The following is a 21,291-nucleotide window of genomic DNA, read 5'->3' as shown; positions in this document are numbered from 1 at the left end:
ACCTGCATGAGAATTTTTTCTCATCCCAGTGAGATTTTTTTCTCAACCGGGTGAAATTTTTAGCTTTTAGAACTTATAAGTGAGCATTAATCGGCTTTCTCCGGTGGTAGAGAGTACGTTTTCAAACTTTTTGTAATGGGTCTCCCTGCTGTAGGCTGTGTTTATGTTTGTGAGGTAAAAGTTATTTTTCAGTCGCAGGTCCATGCGCAGGCTTACGGCATGTAGTATAGCTTTGGATTTATCGCCCTGGGCGTCCAGGGTTTTACTGTTGAAGTCGTCCCAGTCTATATCGTCGGGATAACCTTTCCAGGTGTACATACGATAGACTTCGTAGAAGGTCGATGCCGCGAACTTGCCTTTCTTATACACAAAGTTGAAACCTACTTTGGTACTGAAACCGCTTGCCAGGTTATAGTTGCGCTCATCTACCTGGTAATAGTCACTCAGGGCACCTCCCAATATAATGGCGTTGGCATGTGCAAATGCGTCTACATCCCAGCGTTTAAATCGTTTGTTTTGATATATAAGGCCTACCCCGAATGAAGCCGGCGTACAGAACTTATAGGGCGTTTTGGCAGACACAGCCGAAATCGTATCGGAATCGTAATAATCGAAATGCTGATACAGGCCTATACTCATATAGTCTTTCTTAGTATCCCAAATGTCTTTACTTGCCAGGCGTCCGATAATATTCAATTGTCCCAGTATTGGCTGAGATGCCTGCGCATTAATCGCTGCTTTTACAGAAAAGTAGTCGTATGGTTTCTTGTTTTCAGCATCAAAGCGGTCACCATATTCTATATTTATTTCTGTTCCGAATCCTACCCCCTGGTCGAATATATCGTCTTCCAATTCCAGGGCGCGAATACCCATGGAGACTTCCACATACACTTCCGGCACTCCAAACTGCTTGCCGGAGGTAGGCCTTTTCCGCCAGGCCTCGCCATTTATGATACGGGTTAGTCCGCGTGTGGGAGAGATGAGTAAAGCTGCCAGTTCGCGCCCGAAGCGGGCATTCCCTCTCGCCCGATCGTCCAGAATAAGATCTGTGGTTCGGTAAAAGACTTCTCCCAATGCCAATCCACCGATAGGTGTTGCGATGATATCGTTGGTAGAAGGGAATTCACATTCCATAAACATCTCCCACATCCAGCTTCCGGCAAACGAATACAGGCCGGATTGCCAGTAATTATAGCCATTTGATCGGGCAGAGTTATAGTACAGGCTGCCATGGTAGGGGTGTAGGAACATATTAGTTCCCATCTGGTCGTTGTCCCAGATAAAACCGTGTCGGAAGTTTTCTTTGATTGTATGTCCGTTTATATAAGCGAAATCGCCCTTCTGTATGAAACGATCGAATGTCCAGACCGCCATATTAACGCCAAAGACCATTCCTCCGGCACGCCATCCATTCTTTTTTGAATGATATGCCACATCTACCGAGTCTGCCAATCGAGGGATAGACGTCAGCTTTCTGATCCCTATTTGAGAATAGGCACAAAAATGACAGCTAAGAAATAGGATTAGTACAGATACAGCATGCTTCATCATCACCTTTCAGGCTGTTTACACCGAACTATATTTATTTTTCTGTAGTTTCTACCGTTTTATTGGTAAGGGGAAGAGCAATTATACCAACGAGTCCGCAAAGACCTGTCCAGATCACCGATTGTATTGTATGTACTACTAAGGCAAAGGCGGCGGCATCGTTCTCGTTTACACCGAAAATAACCAATGTAGCGATGACCATAAAGTGCCAGGGGCCTATCGCACCCTGTATAGGCACTGCCACACCGATACTACTCATGGTAAAGGCTATCAACCCTACATCCAGTCCCAGGTCGCGTGTAAAATCAAAAGCGAAGAAGGCAATATAGAAATACAGAAAATAGGATCCCCAGATCATAAGTGTTTCCAGGATAAAACGGAATTTGTATTTTATCAACCAGACGCTTTTCATCCCTTCCCAAACGTTGGACAACATCCCTTTGGCTTTCTGCACCAAAGCGATATGACTCAGGCGGGAGAAGGTGTACCAGACAGCGGCAACCAGAATAACGATTCCCAGGATGATCCATACAATGCTGAAATTATTCTGAAAACTTTCCAGTAATTCCGGATTACGCGCCAGAAACTTTTGAAAGAAAGAGATATTGAATACAAAAATCAGAAAGGCCAGCAAACCAACTGTCACGGTATCGGCCACGCGGTCTATCAACAGGGTACCGAATAATTTGGTAAAAGGAATTTTTTCGTACTTGGCAATCACACCACAGCGCCATACCTCGCCTACGCGCGGCAAAACCAGATTGACAGTATAATTACCCAATACCGCATAGATAAGGTTACTCATCTTAAACTTTTCGCCCAGAGAGCTGATCAGCAACCCCCAGCGGAAGCCACGGACAACATTTCCCAACAGCCCGAACAATAACGATAAAAGAAGGATATCGTAACGCACCCCCTTTTTTACGACAAGCCAGATTTCCTTAAAATCCATCTCACGATATAAAAACCACAATAACAGAAATCCGATTAATAACGGGAATATTACTTTAACAAACTTACGCAGTATCTTCTTAAAAGCCATCCTGAGCAGAAAATTTAATTATTTGTTGTACTTTTGTACAGCCGCAAAGATAATAATATATTTTAATACAAACATTTTCAGCAAAAGAAGTGACAAGGTTAGTAAGACCAAAAAAAGCATTAGGCCAGCATTTCCTGAAGGACCTGCAAGTTGCCAAACGGATTGCCGATACATTGCTGGGCTACAAAGGCCTGCCGATATTGGAAATCGGCCCCGGAATGGGTGTTCTTACCCGCTTCTTGCTGGATGCCGGTCAGGATTTATCTGTTGTTGAACTGGATACAGAATCCGTAGCTTACCTGAATGTTCACTTCCCCGAGCTGCATGGCCGAATCGTAGTTGGCGATTTTCTGCAACTGAACTTGCAGGAGTTATTCCCTTCCGAATTTTGTGTTATCGGCAATTACCCTTACAATATCTCGAGCCAGATATTCTTCAAGGTATTGGAAAACAAGGATCGTATTCCCTGTTGTTCCGGTATGTTGCAAAAAGAAGTGGCCGAACGCCTGGCTTCGGGTCCGGGCAATAAAACCTATGGCATTCTGAGTGTTTTGCTGCAAGCCTGGTACGATGTAGAGTACCTGTTTACCGTTAGCGAGCAGGTATTCGACCCGCCCCCAAAGGTAAAAAGCGGTGTTATCCGGGTTACCCGGAACAAACGCACCTCGCTGGGCTGCGACGAAAAATTGTTCAAAACAGTAGTAAAAACGTCTTTCAACCAACGCCGGAAAGTATTGAGAAACTCCATGAAGCCACTGCTGGGGAAAGACTATCCCAACTATGAGCTTCCCATATTCGGACAAAGGCCGGAGCAACTCTCGGTAGAGCAATTCGTAGAGCTTACATTACTGACTGACGCTTACCTTAAAACGCAAACTACGCCATGATTGAACTAACAAAAGATTTCAGAGAAAGCCTGGAAAAGATCATCGAACAAAAAGATGACCTGAAAGCACAGGAGATACTGAAGGAGCTTCACCCGGCAGATATAGCTGAATTATTCCAGGAAATAAATACACAAGCAGGTATCTACCTCTACTCGTTACTGGACGGTGAAAAGGCTGCTGATACCTTAATGGAGCTGGATGAAGAGGAGAGAAACAAGCTGCTGAAAGAGCTGCCCAGCGAATTAATCGCCAAGCGCCTGGTAGACAATCTGGAAACAGATGATGCCGTAGACCTGATGCGCGGGCTGGACGAAAACACGCAGGAAGAGATCCTCTCCCACATTGAAGACGTAGAGCAAGCCGGGGACATCGTAGACCTGCTGAAATACGACGAAGACACAGCCGGGGGGCTCATGGGTACCGAAATGATCGTTGTAAACGAGAACTGGAGTATGCCCCAATGCATTGAAGAAATGCGCCGCCAGGCCGAAGAAATAGACGAGATTTACTATGTATATGTAGTAGACGATGACGAACGCCTGAAGGGCGTCCTCCCGCTGAAGCGAATGATTACCAATCCATCGGTATCCAAGATCAAGCATGTAATGAAGAAAGAGCCGATTGTGGTACATGATGGCGACAGCATCGAAGAGGTGGCCTTAGTGATCGAGAAATACGACTTGGTAGCCCTGCCTGTAGTAGACAGCATCGGCAGGCTGGTAGGACGCATCACCATCGATGACGTGATGGACGAAGTACGCGAGCAACACGAAAGGGATTATCAGTTGGCTTCCGGTATCTCGCAGGACGTAGAATCATCTGATAATGTGATTCAGCAAACTGCCGCACGCCTACCCTGGTTGGTGATCGGCATGATAGGCGGACTGGGTAATTCTATCTTACTGGGAGGATTTGAAAGCGGCTTTGCCACCAATCCGAAAATGGCTTTATTTATCCCTTTGATCGGTGGAACAGGCGGAAATGTAGGGATTCAATCATCGGCTATCGTGGTACAAGGCCTGGCAAACAATACCTTAAAAGCCAGCAATATTCTTTCTCAGGTATTGAAAGAGTCGGTGGTAGCACTTATCAACGCCAGTATGATTAGTCTGATTGTCTTTATTTACAATTACTTCACCTTAGGCGACCGAGCCATTACAGCCTCTGTCTCGCTCAGTCTTTTTGCGGTTGTGATGTTTGCCAGCATCTTCGGCACATTGGTTCCTATGACGTTGAATAAATTAAAAATCGATCCGGCGCTTGCCACCGGACCGTTTATTACCATTACCAACGATATCATCGGTATGATGATCTATATGTATATTACTTCTATGTTGCTGTAAGGCTTATAGCGTAATAGGTGTTCCGTTATAGAAATCAAGTACTTTTGTCCGGAAGATGAATTCATACTTCGCCTGTGCCTGTTCGGATAGGCTTTGAGCATACTTGGTTTTCGCTTCATTATACTCGAACGCCGTACTTTTCCCTGCGGCATAGCGCTCTTCGGCATACGAGAAGGCCTCTTTGCTGGCTTCAACAGATTTCTCGGCTGAAATGTATTTATCCTGCCAAGCAGTCGCATTATAATAGGCCTGTTGTATCTCCTTGTAGAGCGTTTTCTTCGAATTTTCCATAACGAGTTCCTGATTCACAATATTTACCCGGGCCGTGCGTACGCTATTGCGCACCTGGAAACGGTTGAATATAGGAATACTCAGACTCAGACCAATGGTTTTTCCTTCATTGCTTTTGATCTGGTCTTTAAAACTGGCATTACCTCCAGTCCAAGGGGTATCTCCGTAGTAGTAATAATAGCCGTTGCTGTAACTGGCATTCAGGTTCAGCTTGGGATAGTATTCTGCCTGGGCTACCTTCAACATCTTCTTCCGGCTCTCCAGCAAGTATTCCTGCTGTTTAATCTGCGGCTTGACTGCTACTGCATTATTATACACATTATCGGGAGGGATGATACTCCCCATATAGGTGGAAACAGCATCTCCTACCTCGGGAACACTCACATCGAAGTTGATACCGCTTCGCTCCATTTCAAGCAACTGAGTCAGATTCAGCAAGGCCAGATTGACATTGTTTTTTGCCTCTGTAAGGGTTACCTCATCCTTAGCCAGTTGCGCTTTGATATCGTATAGCTGAGACAAGGGTACCTTTCCGGCATTCACCAATGCTTCGGTACGGCTCACCTGTTCACCGGTAAGCGCTACTTGCAATTCGGCTATCTTCAGGATTTCCTTATTGTAGAGCACCTGTACAAAGTAAGAAGCTACCCCGATGGAAAGGTCTTCTTTTGCCTTATTCAACGATTCTACGGCAGCCTGAAGGCTTAGTTTGCGGGCTGCAATATCGTTCGGGATCTTCAAACCATCAAACAAAGGCATACTCAGTTGCAGGTAGAGTGAAGAGTTGGCTGAATTACTCTGCGAATACGTCCCTTCATTAGAGGGGGAACGCCCGAAGTCAAAGTTTTGCCCCATATTTGCATTCAAACTGGGTAGCCAACTACTCTTACTTGTATTCAGCTCGATCTCGCGGAGGTCTTGTGTCTGCTCCTGTTGCTTCAGGTCTATATTATGCTCGATGGCATATTGTATACACTCTTCAAGCGTCCATTGCTTTTCCTGCTGAGCCTGCGCCTGCATACCCATGAAAAGCAGCAAAGCAGGCAAATAGATCATCATACGTTTCTTCATACCATTCGTTGTTTGAAGTTATTTCTTTTTAGGATCGATAGCCGCTCCACGGATTTTATCACTGGCGGTAAGACCTTCTTTTATCTCTAACTTGATTCCATCAGAGAGACCTGTCTTCACATAATGACGTTCAAACAGCTGCTCCGGCTTCTCTTGTTTCACGATCTGAACAAAGGCTGAATCGCCGTTGAATTCAACAGTACTTTCGGGGATCGTCAATACATCTTCGGCACGTTTTAATACGATTTCAGCGTTTGCACTATATCCGGCACGGATGAAAGCGTCTTCGGGGATGGATACGGCAGCTTTGATCTCGAACTGTATGGCACCGTTCTTCTCAACCCCCTTGGGAGATACATATTCCAAGGTAGCGTCAAATACGCGGCTTTCCATCGCTCCTACCGTCAGTTTTATCGGCATGCCTTCGTTGATACGTCCGATCTCTGTTTCGTCCACATTTCCACGGAAAATCATATCATTCATATCCGCTACGGAAGCAATCGTTGTTCCGTCGTTGAAGTTGTTCGACTGGATCACGGAGTTACCTACTTTCACCGGAACATCCAGGATCATACCTGTAATGGTACTCCGGATCTGTGTTGTACTGGTAACTTTTGAGTTCTTAGCGATACCGTCACGAATGATTTCCAGAGCATTCTGGGCATTCGCTTTCTCTTCTTTCGCTTTCAAATAATTAGCTTGTGAGATATCGAAATCTTCCCGGGCAATAACTCCCTGATTGAAGAGGGTTTCGTCTCGCTTGAATGTTTCTTCTACCTGTTTCAGGGATATCTCGGCTACGTTTACCCGCGACTCAGCGCTGTTTAGCTGTACCATCTCTGGGATAACCTTGATACGAGCGATAATCTCACCTTCTTTCACCATCTGCCCGGCTTCTTTCATTAGTTCGGAAATAATACCGGAAATCTGAGGTTTAATCAGTACTTCATAGCGGGGTTCAACATTACCTGTTGCAACCGTTTTCGTCTCCACCGTTCCTGTTTCAGGCGTCACGATTTCATACACAGTTATCACAGGCTGAGCCTTTTTCCACAAGAAATAAAATGTTCCGAGAACAGCAACACCTACAAGTGTTAATAGGATAATTCGCAGGATCTTTTTCCAAATACGATTTTTCATGACTTTATTGTTGTTTGTTATTATTCTTCACGTATTGCATCAATCGCTTTAATCTGCATCGCCCGCCAGGCAGGGATCAAGCCGGCCAGCAACCCACTAAACAGCAGCACGATTGTAGCAGCTACTGCAGTCTGAATACTTACCTCCGGATTCTCAAAGAAAGTACCATCTCCGCTCGGAGGTTGGGCAGACAGCACCTTGTTGACGACATCAAGCAGAAACACCCCCAGGCTAAGTCCCAGCAAACCGGCAAGTGATGTCAACACAAGGCTTTCGCTCATTACCTGAGAGATAATATTGAAAGGTTTCGCACCTAAAGCACGCCTCACTCCGATTTCTTTCGTCCGCTCCTTAACCGTCACCATCATAATGTTACTCACCCCGATAATCCCGGCTAATAAAGTACCCATTCCTACCAGCCACACCAGAATATCGATACCGGTAAACAGCATTTCAAAAGTGGCAAACTGGGCTGCCAGGTTCACTGTTCCTACAGCCTGCGGGTCGGTAGGCGCAATTTCATTCTGGGCTTTCAATATCGAAGTGATTCCATCTATAACGACTTGCACAGGGACACCACGTTTTACACTAACACAAAGAAAGTGCAGGATATCGCCCTGATTCAGGGTTTGTTGCATCGTCGAGAAAGGAAGGAAAACCGACTCCTCCGAGCGTCCCCCTATATTAATATTGGATGAACGCGCTTTGACTACCCCTACCACCTGATAGTACAAGCCATTGACACGCACATAGTTGCCACAAGAATTCTGATTACGAAAAAGTACTTCATTTACCTTTGAGCCTATCAGGCAAACTTTTCGTTTATCCCGGATATCAACGTCATTCAATAAGCGCCCGTAGAAAAGTTCTTGTGTTTCAATATTAAAATAATCAGGTAAAACTCCTTTTACATTATATGTTCCGGTCAGCTGTCCGAATACTACATTCTTATCGGAACGGTTTCCCCAAATAATCGGAGAGATATCTTCTACACCCTCAACTTGATCTACTATTGACTCTATATCCCGGTTGCGCATATTCCACCAACGCCCTTTGTTGAAGCCTTTATACGCTTCACTCGTCCGGTCGGTATAGAAAAACAACGAATTAGTCGCAAAGCCCTTGAAATTACCCATAATTCCGTTCTTCATCCCGGTTCCAGACCCCAGCAGGATAACCAGCATCAGGATGCCCCAGAATACACCGAAACAGGTAAGCAAACTACGTGTTTTATTACGGGTGATGGTTACCCATATTTCTATCCATCTATCTATATCAAACATTTATCAGTTTGTTATTGAGTTATTCTGTTATTCTGCCCTCATGGCCTCAACTGCTGTAATCTTCACTGCTTTCCGGGCCGGGAAGTAACCTGCCAGTACACCGGCAACGATTAATACGCCGGTTGCAGCCATCGAGATTCCCAGACTTACCGTCGGGTTGCGGAATACTGTTGTATTCTCTCCCGGATTTCCTCCACTCGGTGCTCCGGCATTCGCCATTTCCATTACGTAATTGATCAACTCGGTTAATCCGATTCCCGTAATCATACCTATATATCCGAAAACAGCGGTAACCAAAACGGACTCAACGATGATTAACTTTAGGATGGAAGCGGGTTTAGCGCCAATCGCCTTACGAATACCAAACTCTCTTGTCCGCTCCCTGACTGTAATCAGCATGATATTACTCACACCTACAATTCCGGCCATAAGCGTTCCGATGCCGACTATCCAGATAAACAAGGCAATACCGTTTGTCATCCCCTGCCACATACGGAACTCCTGCCCCGTACTGTACATCCCGATAGCATTCTTGTCTTCAGGGTCGAACTGGAGTCGCCGGGCCATATATTTGCGAAACCTGTTGGTAAAATCTTCTTCCGCCGGCTCTGTATGTATACCTTTAAGAGTAAAACGGAGGCTATACACCTTACGTCCGTTTTCGTACAACAGCTGACTGGTAGAAAACGGAATATAAGCCGGAGCATCGTTGCTTTTATTGTCGTCCTGGTAAACCCCTATCACCTGAAACATCAGGTTTCCAAGTTTCACATGCTGACCTAAAGGTTCGATAGAATCGCGGAAAAGCACTTCCACCATACGTGGGCTCAATACGATTACCTTCCGACGTTGCTGTAAGTCTATTTTGTTCAGGAATCGCCCTTTACCGGACAAGACAGGGATATACATAATTGAGTTAAAGTCCGGATGCACAGACAGTATAGTACCTGTCAGATATTCCTGATCGAAGGTAATTGTGTCGTTTCGTTGCCGGACCGGAGAAATGAGGTTTACTTCCGGAAACTGCCTTTTAATCGCAAAAACATCATCTTCCGTGAAGTTGAGGCTACGATTCGGCTGATATCCTTTGTAAGGGAGTGTTGTATATTGCGACCAACAATAGACCGTATTCTCAGCCATGTCGCGGAAGTTATGAGCAATTCCATTTGCCAGACCATTACCCGCTCCCAACAGGACAATCAGCATAAAGATCCCCCATGCCACGGAAAAACCGGTGAGAAAGGTACGGAGCTTGTTCTTCTTCATGGTGCTCCATATTTCACGTAGACTGTCAAAGTCAAGCATAATGCGGAACGATTTCGATTTGTTCGATAAGGCCGTCTTTCAAACGGATAATACGGTCTGTCACATCGGCAACAGACTGTTCATGGGTTACGATAATCATGGTCATGCCTTCCTTGTTAACGGAACGCAAAAGCTCCATCACTTCTACTGTAGTTACACTATCAAGAGCACCTGTCGGTTCATCGGCCAATATCACTTGCGGCTTGGCTATCAACGCCCGGGCAATGGCCACACGCTGCTTCTGTCCACCGGATAATTCATTCGGCATATGTTCTGCCCAATCAGCCAACCCTACCATATCCAGGTATTCCATAGCTATGGCATTTCGCTTTTTCCGCTTGATTCCTTGATAATAAAGGGGAAGTGCCACATTTTCCATGGCATTCTTAAAGGAAATCAGATTGAACGATTGAAAGATAAATCCGATCATCTTGTTTCTCAACTCAGCAGCTCTACTCTCACTCAAATCCCGGATCAACTGCCCATTTAGGGTATAAGTACCCGTGTCATAGGTATCCAAGATGCCCAGGATATTCAAAAGGGTTGATTTTCCGGACCCGGAAGCTCCCATAATAGCAACCATTTCTCCTTTCTCAATACCTAGGTCTATACCTTTCAAAACGTGCAATGGGGCTCCGTTGAAGTACGTTTTGTTTATTCCATCCAACTGAATAATCATACTATTGTAGTTACTTTTCTATTTATTAGACGTACAAATTATCTTTTTTGTTACAAGCTAGGGAAACATTTTTACACTCCGCAAATATATCCAGCACACCAATACCTTGTATCGCAAGGTACTCATATTTACAAAACATTAACGAAATGACAGATGGATCATTCCGCGCCCTCTTCGCCTTTTTCGGGGTTGGTCTTTCGTTTCTTCTTACCTCTGCCTGCTTTACGCAAGGCTTGATCTAGAATATATTGAATCTGTCCGTTGGTACTGCGAAACTCATCCGCAGCCCAGGCTTCGATAGCTTCCATCATCTCAGCATCGATGCGTAAAATAAAACTCTTATTTGTATTTTCCTTTTTGGCCATAGAAAGATTAATGATGTAAAGTTCCTGTATTGAGGACTGGCTGAGCCGCTTCATCCGCACAGAGAACCACCAGCAAATTGCTGACCATAGCCGCCTTTTTCTCTTCATCCAACTCTACTACCTGCTCTCTATCCAGCTTGTCTAATGCTAACTGCACCATACTAACAGCTCCTTCTACTATTTTCTCGCGGGCGGCAATAATGGCATCAGCCTGCTGTCTGCGAAGCATCACTCCGGCAATCTCGGAAGCATACGCCAGATAGTTAATCCGTGCTTCGATCACCTCGATACCGGCAATGGCTAAGCGGCTATTCAGCTCTTCTTCCAGCTTCTGGGCTACTTCCCCATCATCAGAACGCAACGTTACTTTATCTCCCATACTCTCGTTGGAGTCATACGCATACATTCCTGCAATCTTCCGCAAAGCGGCATCGCTCTGTATCTTGACAAAGTTTTCGTAGCTCTGCATCAGCTTAGATAATTGAGCAAAGGTAATACCTGTATGGGTATTTGTTTTCTCTATCGAAGAAGAGTCTATATCAAACATTGCTTTATAGGTATCTTTTACTTTCCACACCATAACAGCACCAATCATCACAGGGTTACCTACTTTATCATTCACTTTGATAGGTGGCACATCCAGGTTCCTGGCACGTAAGGTTATTTTCTTTTTCACATAAAAAGGATTCACCCAGAAGAAGCCATTGCTAGTAATAGTACCTTTATACTTCCCGAAAAACACCATCACCCGGGCATCATTCGGCTCCACAATCATAAAGCCAAGCGCTAACAATGTAATCAAAACCAATCCCAAGGTCAGAGCTGTCATAATACTCCAGTCTTCACCCAACATCAAAAGGCCTATAAAAAAACACGTAACAACAAACAGAATAAGCAAGCCCAAAAAGCCTGATAACTTCACACCATGAAATTCTTTCTCTACAGCTTTCATAATATTATATTTTTGATATTATTTTGATATCACAAAAAAACAGGATATTTTTCTTAAAAACAAACATTTATCAAAATAATATTGTTAAATAATCAAAACAAAAAAACAGAAGACGCAGAAGCAAGAGTTTAAACTCTGCTCTGCGCCTTCTATTTTATTCTATGTAAAGAGTATCTTACTTCACAAGCTTAAGCTCGTTGATCAGGCGAGGGCATTTGCCCCATTTGTCGATCATGAAGAGCATGTAGCGCACGTCTACTCCGATGCAGCGTTGCAGATCGGGTTCGAAAGCGATGTCACCACTCATGGCTTCCCAGTTGCCGTCGAAAGCAAGGCCGATTACGCGGGCATTCTTGTCGAAGACCGGACTTCCGGAGTTTCCACCGGTAATGTCATTGTTGGAAAGGAAGTTTACGTTGATGGTTCCATCCGGGTTGCCATAGGTTCCAAAGTTTTTGCTGCGGATCAAATCCAGTATTTCTTTTTGTACCCAGAATTCATCGTCATCGGGGTTTTCTTTTTCCAAAACGCCTTTTTCTGTTGAATAATAGTCATACCAGGCTGCATCATAGGGGCGATATCCGCCGATAGAACCGTAACTCATACGCATCGTGAAGTTGGCATCTGAATAGAAAGCCTTTTCCGGCTGCATTTCCTGCAAGCCTGCGAAATAAAGACGTTCACCCTTCATGATACCGTAGCGAGATTCATTCATAAGTTGTTGTAAATCATAGATTGACAACATTACAGACAGGCTCAGTTCGGCAGCCGGATCTTTTTTCAGCTTTTCATATTCTTTAGGATTTTTGAGCAACTTGGCTACATTATCATACGATAAAAGCTTCGTTTTCTTGAACAGGTCGGCGGCATACTTCGCGTAATTGCCTTTATATTTCTTGTCTACCGTTTTATATATGTCGGGAAGAAATTCTGCAGGCACACGTTCTTTTGCCACTTGCATCATGGCTGTCAATACCTTTTCATCGAGCGTTGGTTCGTAGTCTTTGTAGAAGGCTTTGATACGATCTTCAAGGAAGATATTCACTTCGTCTTCAGTAGAGCCTTTTACATCTACACTCTGTACCATACGAGCCAGGCGGATGATTTCAGCTCCGCTCAGAAATGTTTCCTGCAAATAGGTAGAAATATTCCGATATTCGTTGGTAGAAGTATATCCTTTTTCAAGCAAGCTTAATACATTGCCATACTTTTCTTTGCGTTTGGCATCCTGGTTTACCCAGTTGGCAAAGGCTTTTTCCTCTCCTTGTTTGCGGTTTACAACACCCAGGTTGGCCAGCCCACGGTTCATTCCGATGGAGTTTTTCCAGTAGTTGGAACTTCCTGCATATTTAGAGGCATATTTGATGCGTACGGCATCACTGGCACTCATGGCTTCTCTCCAGATATTCTGCTTAACACCGCGTACTTCGATACGGGGTTTATTGCTGTCTTCTATCCGTTGCTGAACACCCCAGGAGCTCATATAGCGGCTGGTGCTTCCCGGGAAGCCGATTGTCATAGCATAATCGTTATCCTGATAACCCTGGATAGAAACCTCGGCTACATATTTAGGGCTATAGGGTTTATTATTGGCATTGTATTCTGTTGCTTTATTGTCGGCATCGGCATATACGCGGAATACGGAGAAGTCTCCGGTATGGCGAGGCCACATCCAGTTATCCGTGTCGCCACCGAATTTACCAACTGAGCTGGGCGGTGCAAATACCATACGTACATCTCTGAATACATCGTATACTACCAGAAAGTATTTATTGTTTGCATAAAAGGGCACTACATCTGCCGATAAAAACTCGCTTTCACCGATAGAATCGCAAATAGCGCGACCGATGGAATCGGCAGCCATCAAACGTTCGTATTCCGATTCATACGAGGCAATCGCTGTATTGATACGATCACTCACATCCACTGTTTCGCGGAGGTAACGAACATTCAGTCCCGGAACAGGTAGTTCTTCTTCCTTTGTTTGCGAAACAAAACCATCTTTCAGATAATCATGTTCTACACTACTTAGTTGCTGGATAGCGCCATAGCCGCAATGATGGTTGGTAAAGATCAGTCCTTCTGCCGAAACGGTAATACCGGTACAGCCTCCGCCAAAAATAACAACGGCATTGCTTACACTCGGATCTGTTTCACTGTATAACTGTTCATAAGAAGGGGTAAATCCCAGTTCTTTCATTCTCTCCAGGTTCTGCTTGTTCAGTTCCTTCAGTACCCACATGCCTTCATCGGCATATAATGGTGCAGTAGCCATTAACAACATAGCTCCCACACATACTTTTTTCATTAAGTTCATATTCGTGTTTATCTATTTAAAATAATCTGTTTCAGTTGAAAAAGCGGCCGATATATGGTAATTCTCTAAGCGGAAGATCTCGTCGTATCATGAATACTATAAACAATAACAACAAGGCTGTACGATAGGCCAATCTGAGTATCTCGTTCTCGATTGAGGGTAACATTCCGGCAATAAATAAAACCGTAGCCAGCGCAAAGTAAATAAAAGCTGACCTTAAATCATAGGGAATCGGGAATTTCTTTTGCCCCACAAAGTAAGATAATAGCATCATGCACAAGTTACAAACAAACGAAGCCCATGCACAAGCCATAAAACCATAAACAGGAGCAAACAGTATGATAATAAGAACTGTAGCCACACATCCGGCAAGAGAGAAGTAGGCGCCCCATTGCGTCTGATCGCTCAGTTTATACCAAAGCGACAGGTTGAAATAGATGCCGAAGAACAGTTCTCCAAGCATAACAATCGGAACCACCTTGAGCCCGGGGTAGTAATCCGGCGCCACAAACAACTTCAGGATATCGATATAGAACATAACACCCAGGAAGATAAGCAAAGCAAAGATGATGAAATACTTCATCGCCTCGGAATATGCCCGGGTATTATCCTCCCCGCTTTTGTGCCGGGCAAAGATAAAAGGCTCATAGGCATAGCGAAATGCCTGTATAAACATCACCATAACAACAGCAATCTTAAAGCAGGCACCATAGATGCCCAACTGCTCATTGGCATATTCTTTGTCTTCAAACAAGAAGGGGAAAATAATCTTGTCGGCTGTTTGGTTAAATACCCCTGCAATACCCAGAATAAGGATGGGGAATGAATAGTACAGAATCTGCTTCAACAAAGGGAAATCAGGCTTATGCCGGAAACCCGGAAGCATATCGGGAAGCAGTATCAGGAACGTAACCAATGTAGTAGCCACATTGGCAACAAACACATAGCCCACGCCATAGTTGGGAACATAGAACCAGTCTATCACCTGGGGCGCTTGCTTATACAGCCAGGGGCATACGATCAGGAAAAAGATATTCAATATGATATTGAGGAAAATACTCAGCAGTTTTATACCCGCAAAACGATAGGCCCGCCCCTGATAACGAAGGTATGCAAAGGGTATCGAGCAAAAGGCATCTACCGCCACAATACCCAGCATCATAGCCAGATACTCCGGATGGTCTTCATAGCCCAACAAGCGGCTGGAGGGAGTAAGCAACAGGAATGATAGCAGGATAAACAGCAAAGAAGTAGTCCCCAGACTGAAAAGTGTTGTACCATACACCCGCAGGGGCTCTGTTTCTTCTTTCTTATTGATGAAGCGGAAAAAGCCCGTTTCCATCCCATACGTGAGAAGAACCAGCAAGAGGGCAACCCAAGCATACAAATTGGTATAAATGCCGAATTCACCGGGACCGGAGAGGACGCGCGTGTACATGGGAACCAGCAGCCAGTTCAGAAACCGTCCGATAATACTGCTCAACCCATATACGGCGGTATCCTTTGCCAGCCGCTTCATTTCTTTTGCCATCTCCTAATCAAATAAGAATCCCAATTCGCCCCCTCGTTTGCGTCCGAGGTGGGTATAAGCCAGGTCGGTTACTTCGCGTCCACGCGGCGTCCGCTTGATAAAGCCTTCTTTTATCAAAAACGGTTCGTATACCTCTTCCAGGGTGCCGGGGTCTTCACCCAAAGCCGTGGCAATGGTAGTCAGCCCAACCGGTCCACCTTTGAACTTGTCAATAATTGTAGTGAGTAGTTTGTTATCTATCTGGTCCAGCCCATACCGGTCGATATTCAGCGCTTCAAGGGCGAAGCAGGCAATGGCCTTATCAATATCACCGGAACCTTTTACCTGGGCAAAATCACGCACTCTGCGCAACAGCGAGTTGGCAATACGGGGCGTACCTCTGCTGCGGGAAGCAATCTCTACAGCAGCATTTGTGTCACATTTCACATTCAGTATATTAGCGCTACGTAGCAAAATCTTGGTCAACGTATCTACTTCATAGTATTCCAGGTGCATATTAATACCGAAACGGGCACGCAACGGACTGGTCAACAAACCGCTACGCGTAGTAGCTCCTACAAGAGTAAACGGAGAAAGTTCAATCTGTATAGAGCGGGCACTCGGACCCTTATCTATCATGATATCAATCCGGTAGTCTTCCATTGCCGAATACAGATACTCTTCTACTACAGGGCTTAGACGATGAATTTCATCGATAAAAAGCACATCGTCTTTCTCCAGTGAAGTCAGCACCCCGGCTAGATCTCCCGGCTTATCCAGTACCGGCCCGGAAGTAACCTTAAAGCCCACTCCCAACTCATTGGCAATGATGTTTGACAAGGTAGTCTTACCCAGTCCGGGAGGGCCATGCAACAGCACATGATCCAAGGCCTCCTTCCGCATCCGGGCAGCCGTAACGAATATCTTCAGGTTCTCCACCACCTTCGCCTGTCCGCTGAAATCGCGGAAAGAAAGCGGCCTCAACGCATTCTGATATTCACTCTCGCTCTCCGGCAAACGAGTATCCCTTATGTCAAAATCATCTTCCATATTATCCATGACCTGCAAAGATACAAATATCCGTCAAATGTCAATCATCCACAACCCGCACGTTTCTATTTAATAGCATTTTGATAATGAACCCTCCACATACAGCCTTCATTTGAAACCAAAGCAGAGCATGCTTGCAAAGAAAGCCTTAATTTGGAGGTTTAGCTTTATCGTTTTGCAAGCAGCAGAACGCAGAACGGAACACGCAGAACGCATTTTAAAATATTCGTCATTCATCATTCCACATTCTTCATTGAGCAACTATCTTTTTGCCACTCCAAAAAGAACAGCTATCCCCTCCCTTTTTAGGGCAAAAATCTATCAAATCAGGCCTTTTGAGATGTATATTGACAGAAAATCCACTCGAAATAGAGCCTAAAAATCTGTCGACCCTTGTTTGAGCACGCTCACCTAAAAACGGATCTGCGGTAATTTTCAATAATAACCACACAAATCAAAATGCTCGACCGTGCTCAAGCAGAGGTAAAACAACGTTTTTTACTCCAAAAAGACCCATTTTTTGTCGATTTGAGAACAAAGCATCGTTAGTAAAAAACCTTGATTGTTAAAAATTTGTACAGACATAAGCGTTTTTAGCATCATTTTGATTCAAACAATCGCATAGCGATTATATGTCACTACGTACCTAACCAATTAATCGTTAATCATTATTTCATATCTTTGTGTCTATGTATAAACATACATTAAATACGAGGTTTTTGAAGTTTCGATTGGTGCAGGGAGGGAAGTTTGTGCGGGATATGCCGTTTCCTTACTTGTTGCTTTTGTTGGGGATTGTAGGGATTGGCTTGTATGCGCTTCATTTGTTTATACAGGATATTGGCAAAGGTTTGATTTGTGGAGGTGTATTGCTTGGAGTGGTGTGTCTTATTCACTTTCGCCGGAAAGACTTTCATTTTATTTTTCTGGCTTCCGAACATCCCTGGCAAGTGTTTTTTATGGATTATCTTTTGCTGTCTTTTCCCATATTGATATTGGAAATAATGCAGGGATTTTGGTTTATTTCTGTTGGGATTATAGTAGGTTGTTTGGCTATCAGCTTTTTGAAACAGCCTTTTCATCGAAATGTAAAAGGATTTCCGGTTCCTGGCATAATCCCTCACAATGCCTTTGAAATCAGGGCAAACATCAGAAGATATGGCGGATGGCTTATGCTGCTATATGCCAGTGCATATGCCGGACTTTTCTTCCCATACGCATCGTTAGCCTGCCTTTGGTTTTACACGATTTTCTTCCTTGCTTCATTCGGAGATTGTGAGTCGATAGCTATACTAAACGTATCAGAAAAACCAGCTGGAGCCTTTTTGCGCAATAAGATAGGACTAAACCTTCGCCTCTACCTGATTACGATTGTTCCGGTCTGCCTGTTTTACACATTGATTCGCCCTGGCGATTGGTGGCTGGCATTGGGATTTCTTGTATTGGCATCCCTGAACGTAGCCTTGTTTATTGTTGCCAAATATGCAGTTTATGAGCCCAACAAAAGGGATGCAAACACACAAATCTCCCTGGGTTTGTCTGTCTTCTCTATATTAGTGCCTTTTCTGGCTCCATTGCCCCTATTACTCCTGACACGATATTATATAAAAGCTCACCGCAACTTAAACTCTTACTTATATGCTTATCATTAACAACTTACATGTTTCATACAAGAAAGAAAAGGAAGTATTGAAAGGCTTATCTCTTTCGATGGAAACGGGAAAAGTGCATGGGCTAGCCGGTTTTAACGGGGCTGGAAAGACTACCTTACTCAACACAATCTACCAATTCATCACGCAACAGGCAGGAGAGATATTCTACAAGGAAGAGCCGCTGAAAAGGAAAGACATCGCCTACCTGGAAGCCGAAAACTACTTCTACCCCTACATGACAGGACGAGAATACCTAAGCCTCTTCCCTACTGCCAACAAGACATTCGACATGGAAGGCTGGCAACAGCTATTCTCCCTTCCTCTAGACGAAATAATCGACAACTATTCCACCGGCATGCGAAAAAAGCTAGCTCTGCTAGCAGTATTAAAACCCGACAAACCAGTCATGATATTAGACGAACCCTTCAACGGCCTAGACCTGGAAAGCACCCACCTATTAGCCATGATTATCGCCCAACTGCAAAGCAAAGGCAAGACCATCCTGATCACCTCACACATCTACGAATCCCTCACCGGCTGCTGCGACTACATTCATTACCTGTCCGACGGAGTCATCCCACACTCCTACCCCAAAGAAGAATTCCCCCTCCTCCAAAAAGAACTCCAATCAGTTATAGAACAACAATCGGGCCAATTGATAAAGGGACTCTTATAAGAAATTATGTTTTATTACCGGAGCAGATAGCGGGAAAAACTTATATTTGCAATGTTTTAATTTGTAAGAGATGTCATTTTTATGTTGAAACAACAGTTACAGCAAAAGTTACAACAAAAGCTTTCTCCTCAGCAGATACAACTGATCAGGCTTCTGGAACTTCCTACTATTGAGTTGGAAGAAAGGGTGAAGCATGAGTTGGAAGAGAACCCTGCGCTGGAAGAAGGACAGGATATCCCCGACGACCCGGAGCAAACAATAGATGATTCCGGGGATGAACTATCGGCAAATGAAACAGATGTTGATCTTTCACTGGGGGATTACCTGACGGAAGACGATATCCCGGATTACAAGCTACGCGAAATACGGGAACGGGCCGAGCAGAAAGAAGATATCCCCTTCTCCGTAGGACAATCGCTGAACGAATATCTGCTGCAACAATTAGGTTTGCGTGATCTGCCGGAAAAAGAAATGAAAATTGCCGAGTATATCATTGGTAATATTGATGATGACGGCTATCTGAGACGGGATCTGTCGGCTATTGGTGACGACCTGATATTCCTGGCCGGACAAGAAGTGGACGATCAGGAAATAGAAGCCGTTTTAAAGATTATACAGGATTTTGACCCGCCCGGCATTTGTGCCCGCAACTTGCAGGAATGCCTGCTTCTTCAACTGGAAAAGAAGGAACAAACGCCTGATGTAAAGCTAGCTATCCGCATACTGAAAGAGTATTTTGATGGGTTCTCGCGAAAGCATTATGATAAGATCCTTCGAGCCCTCAATATTGATGAGGCCGAACTAAAAAAAGCCATCCAGGAGATCACTCTTCTGAATCCCAAGCCCGGCGGTAGTTGGGAAAGTTCAATGGAGTCTGTCATGAGACAGATCACACCCGACTTTATCGTTGAAGTACATAACGGAGAGCTCTTTCTGAGCATGAATAACCGGGGCGTTCCGGATTTGCACATCAATCGCGACTATCAGGAGATGTTCCAAAGTTATACTTCAAGCAAAAACGGACAGTCATCATCTCAGATGCGCAATGCAATACAGTTTGTAAAGCAGAAGCTGGATTCCGCCCAATGGTTTATCGATGCTATCAAACAGCGACAGGAAACCTTACAGCGTACGATGGAAACGATCATTTCTCTGCAAAGAGACTTTTTCCTGACAGGAGACGAATCCACCCTTCGCCCAATGATACTGAAGGATGTAGCCGAACGGGCCGGGTATGATATCTCAACCATATCAAGGGTAAGCAACAGCAAATATGTGCAAACCTATTTTGGCATCTATTCGCTGAAGTATTTCTTCTCCGAATCAATGTCGACAGACAGTGGCGAAGAAGTTTCCACCCGTGAAGTAAAAAAGATCATGAAAGATCATATCGACAGCGAAGATAAACGAAAGCCCCTCACAGATGAAGAGTTAGCTTCCATTCTGAAAGAGAAGGGGTATGTCATTGCCCGACGTACGGTTGCCAAATATCGCGAGCAAATGGAAATACCGGTTGCCCGCCTCAGAAAAGAAATATAAATTTGCAGAGATATGAAACTATTCGCAAATATAACATCTATCCTATTTCATCCTTTATTAATGGTGACTTACGGGGTATTGCTGGCTCTGAACTTTACGTATCTGGCCATCTACCCGTTTACCATGAAGTTATACCTGGCAGGCGGGGCACTCTTATGTTCGGCCATCATACCGGGTCTTCTAATTCTGCTGATGATCAAGGGTGGAGCGGCCACTGACATGGAGTTAAGCGACCGAAGAGAGCGAGCAGTTCCTTATCTGATCTTTATTACAGCCAACATGGTTTGTATGTTTTATCTGTCTAAACTGCAAATGCCTTTCTGGATACTCTCGATGTTTATCGGGATTTGCCTTGCATTATTCGTCGCCCTATGTGTTAATTTCTTTTGGAAAATCAGCGTTCATGCCATTGGCATAGGCGGACTATTGGGAGCTGTAATGGGAGCCGCCCAAATTCAGATGATCAATCCTTTCTGGATGTTTATTTGGATTATTCTGGCAAGTGGATTGGTTTGTACCTCACGCATTATTTTAGAGAAACATACGCCGATGCAGACCTATGCCGGTTACGGACTAGGGTTTATCTGCACCTTTGGCGCCTCATTTATGAACTTTATTTATTTATTAATCTAATTTAAAAC

The 21,291-nt window shown here is 44.4% G+C and carries 19 protein-coding genes; 7 read left to right on the top strand and 12 right to left on the bottom strand.

Annotation, left to right across the window (positions count from 1 at the left end; genetic code table 11):
• Window positions 1–66 precede the first annotated feature (66 nt).
• Together M2470_RS02660 and M2470_RS02655 are read right to left on the bottom strand one after the other, a co-directional pair.
• Complete coding sequence (locus tag M2470_RS02660) at window positions 67–1,551, bottom strand: DUF3943 domain-containing protein (RefSeq protein ID WP_280743517.1); 1,485 nt, start codon at window positions 1,549–1,551, stop codon at window positions 67–69.
• Window positions 1,552–1,582: 31 nt separating this feature from the next.
• Window positions 1,583–2,590: a lysylphosphatidylglycerol synthase transmembrane domain-containing protein gene (locus M2470_RS02655; protein WP_280743518.1), complete on the bottom strand. Its 1,008-nt coding sequence runs from the start codon at window positions 2,588–2,590 to the stop codon at window positions 1,583–1,585.
• Between the two features lie 89 nt (window positions 2,591–2,679).
• On the opposite strand from M2470_RS02655, the gene rsmA reads away from it, so the two are divergent.
• The gene (gene rsmA / locus M2470_RS02650) at window positions 2,680–3,477 is read left to right on the top strand and encodes a 16S rRNA (adenine(1518)-N(6)/adenine(1519)-N(6))-dimethyltransferase RsmA (RefSeq protein WP_280743519.1); all 798 of its coding nucleotides are present in this window, start codon (window positions 2,680–2,682) and stop codon (window positions 3,475–3,477) included.
• Window positions 3,474–4,820: a magnesium transporter gene (mgtE, locus tag M2470_RS02645; protein ID WP_280743520.1), complete on the top strand. Its 1,347-nt coding sequence runs from the start codon at window positions 3,474–3,476 to the stop codon at window positions 4,818–4,820. Before rsmA ends, mgtE begins: the two co-directional genes overlap by 4 nt.
• A gap of 3 nt (window positions 4,821–4,823) precedes the next feature.
• Here the strand turns inward: mgtE and M2470_RS02640 are convergent, their stop codons facing one another.
• From M2470_RS02640 to ruvB, 10 genes are all read right to left on the bottom strand, one after another.
• Complete coding sequence (locus M2470_RS02640; RefSeq protein ID WP_348524202.1) at window positions 4,824–6,167, bottom strand: TolC family protein; 1,344 nt, start codon at window positions 6,165–6,167, stop codon at window positions 4,824–4,826.
• A gap of 33 nt (window positions 6,168–6,200) precedes the next feature.
• Window positions 6,201–7,322 carry an efflux RND transporter periplasmic adaptor subunit gene (locus M2470_RS02635; RefSeq protein ID WP_280743522.1) on the bottom strand — a complete coding sequence of 374 codons (1,122 nt, stop codon included), beginning with the start codon at window positions 7,320–7,322 and terminating at the stop codon, window positions 6,201–6,203.
• Between the two features lie 20 nt (window positions 7,323–7,342).
• Window positions 7,343–8,605 (bottom strand): ABC transporter permease, encoded by a 1,263-nt coding sequence (locus tag M2470_RS02630; RefSeq protein WP_280743523.1) that lies wholly within the window; start codon window positions 8,603–8,605, stop codon window positions 7,343–7,345.
• 27 nt (window positions 8,606–8,632) lie between these two features.
• Window positions 8,633–9,910, bottom strand: coding sequence for an ABC transporter permease (locus M2470_RS02625; RefSeq protein ID WP_280743524.1), 1,278 nt, complete (start codon window positions 9,908–9,910; stop codon window positions 8,633–8,635).
• Window positions 9,903–10,589 carry an ABC transporter ATP-binding protein gene (locus M2470_RS02620; protein WP_280743525.1) on the bottom strand — a complete coding sequence of 229 codons (687 nt, stop codon included), beginning with the start codon at window positions 10,587–10,589 and terminating at the stop codon, window positions 9,903–9,905. Before M2470_RS02620 ends, M2470_RS02625 begins: the two co-directional genes overlap by 8 nt.
• A gap of 158 nt (window positions 10,590–10,747) precedes the next feature.
• Window positions 10,748–10,954: an Arc family DNA-binding protein gene (locus tag M2470_RS02615; protein WP_280743526.1), complete on the bottom strand. Its 207-nt coding sequence runs from the start codon at window positions 10,952–10,954 to the stop codon at window positions 10,748–10,750.
• A 7-nt stretch (window positions 10,955–10,961) separates the two neighbouring features.
• Window positions 10,962–11,906, bottom strand: a complete 945-nt coding sequence (locus M2470_RS02610) for an SPFH domain-containing protein (protein ID WP_280743527.1) — start codon at window positions 11,904–11,906, stop codon at window positions 10,962–10,964.
• A gap of 175 nt (window positions 11,907–12,081) precedes the next feature.
• Window positions 12,082–14,214, bottom strand: coding sequence for a S46 family peptidase (locus M2470_RS02605; protein WP_348524181.1), 2,133 nt, complete (start codon window positions 14,212–14,214; stop codon window positions 12,082–12,084).
• Window positions 14,215–14,254: 40 nt separating this feature from the next.
• Window positions 14,255–15,754: an oligosaccharide flippase family protein gene (locus tag M2470_RS02600; protein WP_280743529.1), complete on the bottom strand. Its 1,500-nt coding sequence runs from the start codon at window positions 15,752–15,754 to the stop codon at window positions 14,255–14,257.
• A gap of 3 nt (window positions 15,755–15,757) precedes the next feature.
• Complete coding sequence (ruvB, locus tag M2470_RS02595) at window positions 15,758–16,783, bottom strand: Holliday junction branch migration DNA helicase RuvB (RefSeq protein WP_280743661.1); 1,026 nt, start codon at window positions 16,781–16,783, stop codon at window positions 15,758–15,760.
• Between the two features lie 130 nt (window positions 16,784–16,913).
• Here ruvB and M2470_RS02590 point away from each other — a divergent pair, with 130 nt between their 5' ends.
• The 5 genes from M2470_RS02590 (at window position 16,914) to M2470_RS02570 (ending at window position 21,283) form a co-directional block, all read left to right on the top strand.
• Window positions 16,914–17,162: a hypothetical protein gene (locus tag M2470_RS02590; protein ID WP_280743530.1), complete on the top strand. Its 249-nt coding sequence runs from the start codon at window positions 16,914–16,916 to the stop codon at window positions 17,160–17,162.
• A gap of 340 nt (window positions 17,163–17,502) precedes the next feature.
• A complete protein-coding gene (locus M2470_RS02585; protein ID WP_280743531.1) occupies window positions 17,503–18,435 on the top strand; it encodes a hypothetical protein in 933 nt (310 codons plus the stop codon).
• Window positions 18,422–19,111: an ATP-binding cassette domain-containing protein gene (locus tag M2470_RS02580; RefSeq protein ID WP_280743532.1), complete on the top strand. Its 690-nt coding sequence runs from the start codon at window positions 18,422–18,424 to the stop codon at window positions 19,109–19,111. The genes M2470_RS02585 and M2470_RS02580 overlap by 14 nt, the downstream gene beginning before the upstream one ends.
• Window positions 19,112–19,192: 81 nt before the next feature.
• A complete protein-coding gene (gene rpoN, locus M2470_RS02575) occupies window positions 19,193–20,650 on the top strand; it encodes an RNA polymerase factor sigma-54 (protein WP_280743533.1) in 1,458 nt (485 codons plus the stop codon).
• Between the two features lie 12 nt (window positions 20,651–20,662).
• The gene (locus M2470_RS02570) at window positions 20,663–21,283 is read left to right on the top strand and encodes a hypothetical protein (protein ID WP_280743534.1); all 621 of its coding nucleotides are present in this window, start codon (window positions 20,663–20,665) and stop codon (window positions 21,281–21,283) included.
• The last annotated feature ends 8 nt before the right edge of the window (window positions 21,284–21,291 follow it).

Source organism: Parabacteroides sp. PH5-46 (assembly GCF_029892785.1).
Classification (GTDB): Bacteria; Bacteroidota; Bacteroidia; order Bacteroidales; family Tannerellaceae; genus DFXE01.
Note: the sequence above shows the minus strand (reverse complement) of the source record. Positions and strands in the feature narration are given on the sequence as shown.